The 12,284-nt window shown below is 45.9% G+C and carries 11 protein-coding genes and 1 riboswitch; of the genes, 3 read left to right on the top strand and 8 right to left on the bottom strand.

Features of this window, described 5'->3' with window-relative positions; all coding sequences use genetic code 11:
* Window positions 1-3: 3 nt before the first annotated feature.
* The 4 genes from thiO to BLT53_RS25265 form a co-directional block, all read right to left on the bottom strand.
* Window positions 4-1,134, bottom strand: a complete 1,131-nt coding sequence (gene thiO / locus BLT53_RS00050) for a glycine oxidase ThiO (RefSeq protein ID WP_090231828.1) — start codon at window positions 1,132-1,134, stop codon at window positions 4-6.
* Window positions 1,118-1,750: a DUF561 domain-containing protein gene (locus BLT53_RS00045; protein WP_090231827.1), complete on the bottom strand. Its 633-nt coding sequence runs from the start codon at window positions 1,748-1,750 to the stop codon at window positions 1,118-1,120. Before BLT53_RS00045 ends, thiO begins: the two co-directional genes overlap by 17 nt.
* A 92-nt stretch (window positions 1,751-1,842) precedes the next feature.
* Window positions 1,843-1,947, bottom strand: a riboswitch (TPP riboswitch).
* 50 nt (window positions 1,948-1,997) lie between these two features.
* A complete protein-coding gene (locus tag BLT53_RS00040; protein ID WP_090231825.1) occupies window positions 1,998-3,380 on the bottom strand; it encodes a glycine--tRNA ligase in 1,383 nt (460 codons plus the stop codon).
* Window positions 3,381-3,793: 413 nt separating this feature from the next.
* Complete coding sequence (locus tag BLT53_RS25265) at window positions 3,794-4,201, bottom strand: hypothetical protein (RefSeq protein ID WP_139168352.1); 408 nt, start codon at window positions 4,199-4,201, stop codon at window positions 3,794-3,796.
* A gap of 150 nt (window positions 4,202-4,351) precedes the next feature.
* On the opposite strand from BLT53_RS25265, the gene BLT53_RS00030 reads away from it, so the two are divergent.
* A complete protein-coding gene (locus BLT53_RS00030; RefSeq protein WP_090231823.1) occupies window positions 4,352-5,206 on the top strand; it encodes a DUF1206 domain-containing protein in 855 nt (284 codons plus the stop codon).
* 36 nt (window positions 5,207-5,242) lie between these two features.
* Here the strand turns inward: BLT53_RS00030 and BLT53_RS00025 are convergent, their stop codons facing one another.
* On the bottom strand, window positions 5,243-7,645 hold the full coding sequence (locus BLT53_RS00025; protein ID WP_090231822.1) for a penicillin acylase family protein: 2,403 nt from the start codon (window positions 7,643-7,645) through the stop codon (window positions 5,243-5,245).
* Between the two features lie 156 nt (window positions 7,646-7,801).
* Here BLT53_RS00025 and BLT53_RS00020 point away from each other — a divergent pair, with 156 nt between their 5' ends.
* Entirely contained in the window at window positions 7,802-8,629 is an 828-nt protein-coding gene (locus tag BLT53_RS00020; RefSeq protein ID WP_090231820.1) for a GDSL-type esterase/lipase family protein, read from the top strand.
* 193 nt (window positions 8,630-8,822) lie between these two features.
* Here the strand turns inward: BLT53_RS00020 and BLT53_RS00015 are convergent, their stop codons facing one another.
* Both BLT53_RS00015 and BLT53_RS00010 read right to left on the bottom strand, forming a co-directional pair.
* A complete protein-coding gene (locus BLT53_RS00015) occupies window positions 8,823-9,443 on the bottom strand; it encodes a hypothetical protein (protein ID WP_090231819.1) in 621 nt (206 codons plus the stop codon).
* A gap of 14 nt (window positions 9,444-9,457) precedes the next feature.
* Entirely contained in the window at window positions 9,458-9,724 is a 267-nt protein-coding gene (locus BLT53_RS00010) for a hypothetical protein (protein WP_090231818.1), read from the bottom strand.
* Between the two features lie 309 nt (window positions 9,725-10,033).
* Between BLT53_RS00010 and BLT53_RS25745 the strand changes: the two genes are divergently transcribed.
* Window positions 10,034-10,117 (top strand): putative holin-like toxin, encoded by an 84-nt coding sequence (locus BLT53_RS25745; protein WP_353051312.1) that lies wholly within the window; start codon window positions 10,034-10,036, stop codon window positions 10,115-10,117.
* 55 nt (window positions 10,118-10,172) lie between these two features.
* Here BLT53_RS25745 and BLT53_RS00005 read toward each other — a convergent pair.
* Window positions 10,173-12,284, bottom strand: a 2,112-nt coding sequence (locus tag BLT53_RS00005) for an ATP-dependent Clp protease ATP-binding subunit (protein WP_211516902.1), incomplete at its 5' end; no start/stop codon positions are given.

Raw genomic sequence — 12,284 nt, 5'->3', positions numbered from 1 at the left:
CCCTCATCCTTTCATTTGTTCAAGTACAAACCGGTCGGGCGCAAACTCAACCAGACTTTGCTCCTCTTTCCTTCCGCAAATCAGCTCGGTCATCCATTGGCCGGTAATCGGGCTTAGAAGTATTCCGTTTCTGAAATGTCCGGCCGCAAAGTAAATGTTGGGATGGCGGGGATGTTTCCCCATATACGGCAGGCCGTCCGGTGTCTGCGGACGGAAGCCGCTCCACGCCTTCTCCCATTCTCCATCCCGGATGCCTGGAACCACCCTTATGGCACCTTCAAGCAATTGCCCGACAGCTTCAGCGGTTACTTTCCGGTCATAGGTTCCGGAACGCATCGTTGCACCGATCACCAGTCTGCCTCCTTGTTTCGGCACTAGGTAGCAGTCTTCTGAAATGATGCTTGAGGTAATCACAGGCTCCATAAAATTCAACGACAGACATTCTCCTTTTACGGGGAAGACCGGCATATGAAGCCCTGTCTGGGCAGCAAGTCTCCCTGTCCATACGCCTGAAGCCAGCACTAGTTTTTCCCCATAAAACGTCCCTGCGCTGGTTTGCACCCCTGTTCCCATCTGGGCGAATTCGAAGTTTGCAGCCTCTGTATACTCCATAAAATCGGCACCCAGCTTTACGGCCGCCTGGGCATAAGCCTGCGTTAGCTTGGGAGCATTCACCTGGCCGTCCTTCGGCAAAAACAGCGCTCCCGCCAGCTCTGTGGATGCATTTGGTTCCTTTTCCCGCAGTTCCTCCGCGTCCATCCACTCGGCAGGCTCGCCATTCGCCCTGTGAAAGGCAGCCAAATCCTTAAGCCTTTCTGCCTCACAGCCGTCTTTGGCTGTTTTAAGCAATCCCTTATCCACCCATTCCATGTCTACACCGCTGATTTCCTTCAGTTCTTGACCCAGTCCTGAAAAAAGCTGCCTGCTCTGTCTGGCCATCTCATAGAATGGGCCTGCTTCATGAATCTCTGCCTGGGCTCCGAGCATGCCGGCCGCCGCTGAAGAGGCTTCACTTCCAATTTTGTTTCGTTCCAATACAAGGACGGTGTAAGGGGTGTGACGGCGAAGAAAGTAAGCGATTGAACTGCCAATGACCCCTCCGCCGACGATGATGACATCATAATGTTTGCGCATCCTGATCACTCCCTTTCATTAAAGCTGCTTTATACTGTTTAGCTATTGAAACAGGGTCATCTGCCTTCCAGATTCCTGACATGACAGCGATGCCAGATGCTCCTGCACTGAGAATGGCGCCAACTCTCTCTGGGGAAATACCTCCTATGGCTAGAACCGGAATGCTGACCGCTTCGGCCACTTCACGCAATTGAGCAAGTCCCCTTGGCTCTTTTTCCTTTTTGCTTTCGGTCGAAAAAACATGACCAAAGAAAAGATAATCCGCCCCCTTCTTTTCCGCCTGGATGGCCCCTTCCCTTGAATGGACTGACCGCCCAATTCTAAAAGAGGGAAAATGATGCCTGACCACATCTGGTGCAAGACTGCTTTCCTTTAAATGAATGCCACCGAGTCCTGCAGCTGCCGCAACATCCACACGGTCATTCATATAAATGGCTTCTCTTTGTACCCCACATTGCTTCAGCTTTTCGGACAATCTGTAAATGTCGCCTGCACCACGGCTGTTTTCTCTGATATGTATAGCTGTCACGTGGGGGGAGAGAATGGATGCCACTGAAAGACAGCGATCTTCACTCTGTTTGCCATCCGTGATGACATGGAACTCCATTTGGTCCATTTCCAATCCTCATTTCCATACAAAAAAGCCACTCTTTGCGCAGAAAGAGTGGCTGATTCACGTTTTTTAAAATCAGCTGCAGCAGCTGTCAAAGCTGTGCAGTGTCACTTCCCTACGCTGGCATCATCCAGATCAGGTTCAAAGGGTTTAGAATAGTACATTCAGTCTCAGCCCAGAAGGCTCCCCCAGTGTTGCTAAAATATGAAGTTATTTTCATCTTACCACGAGCGGAAAAAATGTAAAGTGATTAGAAGCTGATTTTTTCCTCGAGGAACGCACGCAATTCAGATACCTGCATACGCACCTGTTCCATTGTATCCCGGTCACGGACTGTTACTTGCTGGTCTTCCTTGGAATCAAAATCATACGTGATACAGAAAGGCGTTCCGATTTCATCCTGTCTGCGGTATCGTTTTCCGATTGATCCGGTTTCGTCATAGTCCACCATAAAGTCCCTGGCAAGACCTGCGAACACTTCTCGCGCTTCCTCAGATAACTTTTTGGAAAGTGGAAGCACCGCTGCTTTAAACGGCGCAAGGGCAGGGTGCAGATGAAGCACATTTCGTGTGTCTCCGCCTTCCAGCTCTTCCTCTTCATAGGCATCAATCAAGAAGGCAAGTGTAACACGATCTGCTCCAAGTGATGGTTCGATGCAATACGGAATATAGCGGTCATTCGTTTCCTGATCAATATAATTAAAATCTTCTCCGGAATGCTCGCTGTGCCGCTTCAAGTCAAAGTCGGTGCGGGAAGCAATTCCCCACAGCTCGCCCCATCCAAACGGGAACTGGTATTCAAAATCAGTCGTGGCGTTGCTGTAGTGAGAAAGTTCTTCGGATTCATGATCACGAAGGCGAAGCTTATGCTGCTTCATGCCAAGATTCAACAGGAAATCGTGGGCGTATTGTTTCCAGAAATCGAACCATTTTAATTCCTCGCCAGGTTTACAGAAGAATTCAAGTTCCATCTGTTCAAATTCCCGCGTACGGAATGTAAAATTACCCGGCGTGATTTCGTTTCTGAAGCTTTTGCCGACCTGTGCAATACCGAACGGCAGCTTTTTTCTCATCGTACGCTGAACGTTTTTAAAGTTTACAAAGATTCCCTGCGCTGTTTCAGGGCGAAGATAGATTTCGTTCGTACTGGACTCTGTTACCCCCTGAAATGTTTTGAACATCAGGTTAAACTGGCGGATGGAAGTAAAATCATGTGCTCCGCATTCAGGACAGGCAATATTATGCTCTGCAATCAATTTTTCCATTTCGTCAAATGACAATCCATCCACAATCTTTTCAATGCCTTTTTCGGAAAGCGCATCTTCAATCAGCTTGTCCGCACGGTGGCGTGCTTTACACTGTTTGCAGTCAATCATTGGATCATTGAAGTTTCCAATGTGTCCTGAAGCCACCCATGTTTGCGGGTTCATCAGGATCGCAGCGTCGATCCCAACATTGTATGGGGATTCCTGAACAAACTTTTTCCACCAGGCTTTTTTCACATTGTTTTTCAGCTCCACACCGAGCGGGCCGTAGTCCCAAGTATTTGAAAGTCCTCCGTAGATTTCAGATCCCGGAAAAATAAATCCGCGCTGTTTCGCCATGTTGACGACTTGCTCCATTGTCACACTCATGTCATTCTCTCCTTTACTCGCATTTGCTTTTTGAAAACCAAAAGCTCCCAAAGCTTTTTAAAAACCAAAAAGCTCTCATCCATAGACAAATTCTGTTTGTCCAGGGACGAGAGCTGTACTCACGCGGTTCCACCCTAATTGATGCAATTACTATTGCATCCGCTTTGGTCAATTAATGGCTCGAGACTTCCGTTTCTCTGAACATTCACCCGGGCTTTCACCATCCCCGGTTCGCTTCATCTAAAGAGGCTCAGATACTATTGGTCTGTCATTGCGTTATGATCTTCGATTATGGAAAAAATAGTACAGTTTTTCCGCCATAATGTCAAGTCTGTACGACATGCAGAAATTTTATTCTTCCCGGGAAAAAAGAAAACCCATCGCCATGGTCGATGAGTTTTTCATATGTGCATTTAGAAGCCTCCAAAGCCGCCGGGAAAGCCGCCATACCCACCAGGGAAGCCGCCATACCCACCAGGGAAGCCGCCATACCCACCAGGGAAACCGCCAAATCCTCCCGGCACGCCTCCATAAGCGCCTGGGAACGGGGCCACCCCTCCGTAACCATAACCGTAGCCAAAGGCAACTGGTGGACGCGGAGCGAGTGCAAAGCCCGCAATAGTACCGAGTCCAAGACCGATCAGCCCTGCACCCAATAAGGGAAAAAACCTTCCCGTACCATCATCCTGATGGGGAAGCAAATAAACATTTTCCGCGTCAACATTTTGGATGGTTCCTACGTAGCGGCCGCCATCTTGGGTTAAAATTTCAACATCCTGCCCCATATATTGACAGCATAAGCCATAATAATGTTCTTTCATGGATACCCCTCCCTTTTTGTTCAAATTACATAAGGTTTTCTTCATAGGGTATGCAAATAATGGAATATGGGTGTGGACAGCTGTCTGTTAGTTTGATGAATTGGTGAAAATGGGTACTAGGTACATAGAACCTTTGAAAGGGGAACCCCTATGGATAAAGATTTGTCACAGCACAAAGAACACGCTGAAAGAAAAGCAGAAGAATACAAAGAAGAAGCCGAGCCATGGATCGTTCGCATGGCCCGGTTTGGCCACCTGTCGAAAGGTGCAGTTTATATTCTCATCGGAGTACTCGCCGTCATGACTGCGTTTGGTTTAAGCGGCAAATTGACTACTTCTTCCGGAGCTCTTTACACCGTCGCCAAGCAGCCGTTCGGTTCAGTGATCCTCGCGGTGCTTGCTATCGGACTCGCCGGCTATGCGCTGTGGCAAATCATTATGGCAATCTTTGATCCCGAGCATAAAGGCAAGGACGCAAAGGGCTGGATAGCCCGGATCAGCTATCTTATAGTTGCAGGCATCTATATTGGCCTTTGTGTTAGTGCTGTCAAGATCATATTCAGAGCGAGTTCAGGTTCATCAAGTGAGAAATATCAGACACTTTCAGCTAAAGTCCTTGCACAGCCTTTTGGCCAGTTTATTATCGGTCTTCTTGGCGCCATCATTATTGGTGTGGGTTTATTTAACTTTTATAAAGCCTATAAAGAAAAATATCTAAACGTGCTAAAGCGTGAAGAAATGAATCAAAAGGAATGGAGGACCGCACGATATATCGGCAAGTTCGGCATTAGTGCACATGGTGTGGTTTTTGCCATTATGGGCATCTTTCTCATCCGTTCAGCCGTCCAGGCTGACCCTGATGAGACGAAGGGACTGGACGGAGCACTTGCGGAGCTTGTTAAACAGCCCTATGGGCAGGTTCTCCTGACCATAGTAGCTCTCGGTCTCGTAGCCTACGGCGTTTATTTGCTCTTTGAAGCACGCTTCAGAAGGCTCGACCCTTAAAACAACCCCCCTGCTCAAAAGAGCCGGGGGGTTGTTTTATTGATCCGGGGTAAGAACAAGTTTTTCTTCGCTTTTAAAGGAAGCTTCCTTTGTATTGGTTACATGATAGTTTCCCGTCGTCCAATCCTTGATCTGGTTGTCGTACCACTTGCTCAGCACATGTCCGGATTGCCCTGGACCGACGACATTATAGGATTTGGACAGGTCCGAGAGATCGACGACCGTCCGCCAGGCGGCTCCGTGATTTACTTTTCCTGTCGCAGGGTCCCAGCCTGCCGCTCCGACCGTCACCCGGCTGCCGCCCATCTCCGTCTCTTTCGGATTAAACAGCAGATTAAGCGGTTTAATCGCTGCGAGTGGATGATCAAAAGGAAGGGTATGATAAGCTCCCCAATTCCACTTCTCCGTGTCCTCACCCTGTATGTTTTCTACTTCCTTTACCGTTCGTGAAAATGACCGGTTGGAGACAGCTTGCAATCCGCCAGCTTCCTTCACCCAGGGTCCTTCCTGTCCTTTAGTCGCACGACGAATAAGTTCATCCACCACTTGAGCTTTTCCATCAAAAAGATTCATCATCTTTTGATCAATCTTTTTTTCAAACAGCACGTTGCTGAATTCCTGCATCCATAAATTAAACAGTAAAGGTGCAGCACGTTCTTTATCATCCTTATGATTCCAGTCCTTCAAAATCTGCAGTGCTTTCTTCTCGTTTGGATCCAGCTTATCCCTTTCAATCAGCGGCAGAAGAATAGGAAGCATTTCTTCTGCCTGCAGGTTTTTCCTGTCAAATTGGAGCATTTTCATGTCTTTCACTGACAGCTTTTCCTTTGAAGAAAGCACATCCTTAATCCTCTGTTCCCGGTAGGGCTGTGCCCATGAATCTGTAATATGGTAATGGTAATTCTCCCCGATAACTTTATTGTTCGCGGTGGCAATGAAACCTTCCTTCGGATTAACAACCGTTGGCAGCTTTCCCCATGGAATGTAGCCTTTCCACTCATATTTCTTATCCCAACCGGGCACCGGTACTGAAGCGTATTTTTCACCGCGAATGGGAATTAGTCCGTTGGCGCGGTAAGCAATCGTACCATCCTGGGAAGCAAAGACAAAATTCTGGGCAGGGGTATGAAAGTACGTAAGCGCTTTCTTAAACTGGTTCCAGTTCTCCGCTTTATTAAACATCAGTACGGCCTGAAGCTCAGTGGAGGGTTCAAGCGCCGTCCACTTCAGGGATAAGACGGTATCTTCCTTTTTATCGAGAGCAAATTCCGACATGATCGGACCATGCCGGGTAACCGTTACCTTGTAGGGAATGGTTTTGTGGTCCTTTACTTTTATATTTTCCTCAATAATCTTCGCTTTTTCCCATTTTCCTTCATAAAGAAATTCTTCAGGGTTTATGGGATTTCTTTTTTCAATATATAAATCCTGCACATCAGGGCTTACATTCGTCACTCCCCAGGCCACCTTGGTGTTATGACCGACGATAATCCCGGGTACGCCGGCAAATACCACCCCACTTACATTCATACCTGGTGCCTTCAACTGTGTTTCAAACCAGATGGAGGGTGTGGCGAGACCAAGATGCGGGTCATCAGCCAAATAGGGCTTGCCCGATTTTGTTTTCTTCCCGGCTACAACCCAGTTATTAGAACCATTATACTCGTTTGGTACGACCGCGCTCGCAAGGCGGGTCTTGATGTCTATTTTTGTTTCCATAGCCTTACCAATGATTTCCGCTCCGTTTTCCGGATAAGACGGGAAAAGATCCAATGCCTTTTCTTTTGGAAAGTGCTGAATCAGATATTGTCGGAAGGCCTGCCCTTCCCAATGCCCCCCAAGATCAAAAGCCATGTATTTTCCAATGGTCAGCGAATCGACCGGTGTCCATTTCTTCGGCTCATAGCCCACAAGCGTAAATTCGATCGGCAGTGCCTTTTTCTTTTTTGCTTCCTTCAAATAGGCATTCACACCGTCCGCATACCATTGCAATACTTTTTTGGCCTCCGGAGAATATACCTCGAAGGAGGCCTCTGCTGCCCTGCGCAAACCCATCGTTCTAAAAAAACGGTCTTTCTCCACTGTCTTTTCACCAATCACCTCACTTAATTGCCCTGAGGCCTGTCGTCTGCTTAAGTCCATTTGAAACATCCGTTCCTGAGCCGTTACATAGCCTTGCGCCATATACAAGTCCTTCAGATTTTTGGCTACAATATGCGGTACACCATTTTTATCTCTGTAGGCGTTCACTGGAGAAGTTAGTGAAGAAATCGTTTCTGTCCCGGTGGTCACCGGGAGACTTTTTCTCATGAGCCAATAAGCGGCTGTCCCTGAAATCACAAGGATTATGAGAACCCCTGTTATCATGATCATGGCTGTTTTCTTCCAGCGGCTCCTTTTAGGACGCTGTTTTTCAATTTGAACGGCAGTTTCCACCATCACTCCCCCTTTTTTAATCCATTCTGTATGGTCTGGCTGTTTTCCTTCTCCTTAAATTTCCAGTCATATATCGCTCTCATATGTTTCTTTCATGCTAATATATTGATAGGAGAGGGAGAAATGGTTTAAAATGGGGACCTTGAAAGGGGGCAGCATATGAAGAAATGGCTATGGCTGGCGCTCATCCTTTTAGGTTTGATAATTGTCTCTGTCGGGGGATGGTATTATTATCCTCAATTTAAAATTGACCGTTTGAAAGCGCAAAATGCCGCTATACAGGACTCAGCCGATAAGCCTGAATCCCATAATGTTTCCTATATCGGCCACTTAAGAAACCTTCCCGGGAAGGCCATTCATCATCTTGCCCTGGGAGATTCAGTCATTCAGGGACGGGGATCGACTGAAGGTGGGTTTATCAAAATAGCCAATGATGAGTTATCCTCGCTTACAGGAAAGAAAGCGATTCTGGATAACCAGGGCATATCCGGGGCAACAAGCGGCGACCTGCTCAGAATTTTATCCACCCCTGATATGAAGGAGCGGATTCATTCGGCAGATTTGATTACGATCAATATTGGGGGCAATGATCTCGTTAAACTCGCATTACAGGAAGGGCCGGTTAAAGCACTGCAGGATTACGCCAATGTTAAATCATCCTATAAGGATAATCTGGTAAAGATCTTTTCCATCATCCGAAAAGAAAATCCTGACGCCATCCTTGTATACAACGAATTGTACAACGCGGTAGACTCAGAGGAGACTTTTTTTCCTGCCACGAAAAAGTTATTGAATGACTGGAATCTGATCGCCTACGAAACCACTGCCAACAATAAACCATCGATTGTCATCCCGAGCAGTGAGGTACTGAAACCTGAAAACAGAAAAGAATGGATTTACGATGCCATTCATCCCAATGATAAAGGCCATGAAATGATTGCTAAACAAATGATTAAAACCTTGGAAGCACCTTATCAGCAGAAATAAGCACTGTCCTTGTCCTGGACAGTGCTTTTTGGTGTTTGCAAAAAAAATAGAGATGCCCTGGTCAAGGCATCTCATATGTATAGGGGATTACATTATCTCACCTTTTCCACCATTGTGTAAGCATCTAGAGACTTGCGTCTTGGTGCCTATTTTACCGTTAACATTCAATATCAGACCAATATAACTAAGACCTTTACGCTAGTCCAGAATCTATCTTGATCTGCTCTCTCGTTTTTGCGCTCTTAAGGCCGTTTTTCTCCCCCAGATAATCCAAAATTCCTTCATCCGTCATTCCCAATGCCTTCAATCCTTTGGCAATGGTACGAAGATACCCAGAAGCTGGAGCCACATATTCTTCCTCCCCCATATCACGATTGGAGGTAAAAGAGAAAATAGGATAGCCATCACAATCTCCTAGATAAACAATGGTGCCATACCATCCCTCTGTCAAAGGAAGAAAACGGGCTTCTTTAATCTTTTCAAAATCAAACTCAAGCCCGTCAATGCCGTTCTCCTGTGAAGCAACATCCATAAACTGCTCCTCTGTGATTAAGTACATGCGGCCGATGGTTTTAGATGAAGCAGCGGGCTGATGGCCGATAAAAGCCACTCCTCCTGCTCCCCATTTGCTTTCCTGCTTTGAAAAATAAAGCGGATATTCAATTTCAACCGGTCGATCTTCCAGTGGAGGATTGCAGTTCCTGCATCCTCTTTCCGGTTCGGAGCTTCCTTCTGCCTGTCTTCCTTCTATGTAACAGGAAAACCTGTCTTTATTCATGTTTGACCCATAACTTGCATACCATACATAATTCATGCTGTTACTCCTTCCTACAAATACCGCACCTGTTGTTTAATATAGCGGCGCAAATAACTGACAAAATCCATAAAGCTGTTTTTATCGTCAAAAATTCCTTTTAAGGTGTCCAATTGCGGGTAAATACCATGCGTGTTAAACCTAACCGCTGTGATTCCCCGGTAAAACTCGCTTCCATCCGGATTCAGAATCACTGTGTCAATGTGTACTTCCTTTGTTCCTTCAATATAATGCTCTTTCACCTCAAAAACATCCAGTACGTTCAGCTTATATTTAAGCATTTGGATTCCTCCCCGCTCTATTGTAACAAATGGCCATTCAGAATTCCTGCCAGCTGTATGGCAGCAAGATCCCCATAAATCGGTAGTGGTAAAAAGGTCCCGAATCCATATCAAATCTTTAATTTGTCTGAATTTACTGACTTTTCGGTTGGTAAATTAGTACCATTGAACTATTGGGAATGTTTTGAAATAGTTATAACGATTCTTGTTATATATTGGCAATCGGGATAAAATAGGAATACATAAGACAGGGACTGCGGCTCATTCGAATAAAACGTTCTAGCCCAACAATTAGGGGGAGGGAATGGTATGACAGTATTCGAAGCAATGTCGTTGATGATTGGTTTTTCCATGCTAGTGCTGACCATTATTCGCTCCAAGGACAACGATTAAGTCTGCCCACATAATTATACAAAAAAGCCATGCGTCAGCACGCATGGCTCTTTTTTTATTCTACGACTAATTCATTTTCACGAACATCTACTTTTAACGCTTTGTTTTCTTCCTGATCCAGTAAAACATCTGCTACGGCATCTTCTACTTTTTCCTGAATCACTCTGCGCAACGGACGTGCACCGAATGCTGGGTGGTAGCCCAATTCAGCTATTTTCTTCTTCGCTTCATCCGTAAAATTGATTGTGATTCCCTGTTCCACCAGGTTCTCTTTCAGTTCGGAAAGCATCAGGTCAACAATTTGTACAAGGTCACCTTCTTTTAGAGATTGGAACTGTACAATGCTGTCAAAACGGTTCAGAAATTCTGGTTTGAAGTAGGAACCAATGGCATCAAGAATATTGGTTTCTTTTTGTACTTCCGCGACTTCGTTGGTAAATCCTAATTTTTTGGTTTGCTTTACACCACTGCCGGCATTGCTTGTCATGATGATAACTGTATCTTTAAAGGATACGGTACGGCCCTGGCTGTCAGTTAAGCGGCCATCCTCAAGGATTTGCAGGAACATGTGCTGTACATCGGGATGCGCTTTTTCAATTTCATCCAACAAAATAATGCTGTACGGCTTGCGGCGAACCATTTCAGTCAATTGTCCGGCTTCATCATGACCGACATATCCAGGAGGTGAGCCGATAAGCTTGGATACGGCATGTTTCTCCATGTATTCACTCATGTCAAGACGGATCATGGCTTCCTTATCACCAAATAATTCTTCTGCGAGTGACTTGGTCAACTCGGTTTTACCTACCCCTGTCGGACCGACAAACAGGAAGGATCCGATTGGACGGTTCTTCGCTTTCAGACCGGCACGGCTTCTGCGGATGGCTTTGGACACTTTTTCAACCGCTTCTTGCTGTCCGATGACTTTTTGGGAAAGGTTCTTCGCCAAGTCCTTCATTTTTGCCTGTTCGTCTTCCTGAAGTTTTTTAACCGGAATACCGGTTTTTTGCTCAACGATGGATTGAATATCTTCAAGGGTAACGGCCGCTTTTTCTTTGCCTTCATTCTCGTTCAATTTTGCCTGCAATTGAAGCTCTTCCTGGCGGAGTTTTGCAGCAAGCTCATAGTTTTCATTCATTGCTGCCTGTTCTTTTTCTTTTGAAATTTCCTCTAAACGCTCTTCAATGGAAGAGGTTTCATTGCCTGAATGAAGCAAGTTGATTTTGGAACCGGCTTCGTCCATAAGATCGATTGCTTTATCGGGAAGGAAGCGGTCCTGGATATAGCGGTGAGACAAGGCTACACACGCTCTTAAAACATCTTCTGAAAATGTCACTTCATGGTACTGCTCATATTTCGGAGCTAGACCCTTAAGAATTTCAAATGCCTTTTCAGGAGTTGGTTCGTTAACGATAACCGGTTGGAAACGGCGCTCCAATGCCGCGTCTTTTTCGATTTTGCGATACTCTTTCAGTGTCGTTGCACCCACCAGTTGAAGTTCGCCTCGGGCAAGTGCCGGTTTTAAAATATTGCCGGCGTCCATTGATCCCTCGGCTGATCCTGCACCGACGATCTGATGAATCTCGTCAATGAACAAAATGACATTTTTACGCTTTTGAAGCTCAGCAATCAGCTGCTTCATTCTCTCTTCAAATTGTCCGCGAATACCTGTATCTGCTACAAGAGAAGCTACATCAAGCAAATAGACTTCCTTGGAAAGAAGCTTGGACGGTACTGTACCTTCGGCAATTTTCAATGCCAATCCTTCAGCAATAGCTGTTTTACCAACCCCAGGTTCCCCTATAAGAACCGGATTGTTTTTGTTTCTACGGTTCAAAATTTCAATCACACGGTTTATTTCTTCCTCACGGCCGATCACAGGGTCGATGAGACCGGTTTTTGCAGCCTGGCTGATGTTGCGGCCAAATTGGTCAAGGAAACCTCCGCCCCTGCCTCTGCCACCACCTTGCTGTTGGGACTGCTGGGATTGCTGGCCGGAAAAACCTGAGTTCATGCCGTTGTTCATCATTTGTTTAAAGAAATCATCGAAGGATGAAAATTGGTTCATAGGGTTCATACCTCCTGTTGTATTCATAGATTGAGTAATTTTATGATAGCAATCTGCACATAGTGTTAACTGTTGTTTATGTTGATTAAAAGAAACGTT

Origin of the sequence: Fictibacillus solisalsi (assembly GCF_900103485.1) — a bacterium.
Taxonomy (GTDB): Bacteria; Bacillota; Bacilli; order Bacillales; family Fictibacillaceae; genus Fictibacillus_C; species Fictibacillus_C solisalsi.
The sequence above is the reverse complement of the archived record's forward strand: the minus strand, read 5'-3'. Positions and strand labels throughout refer to the sequence as shown.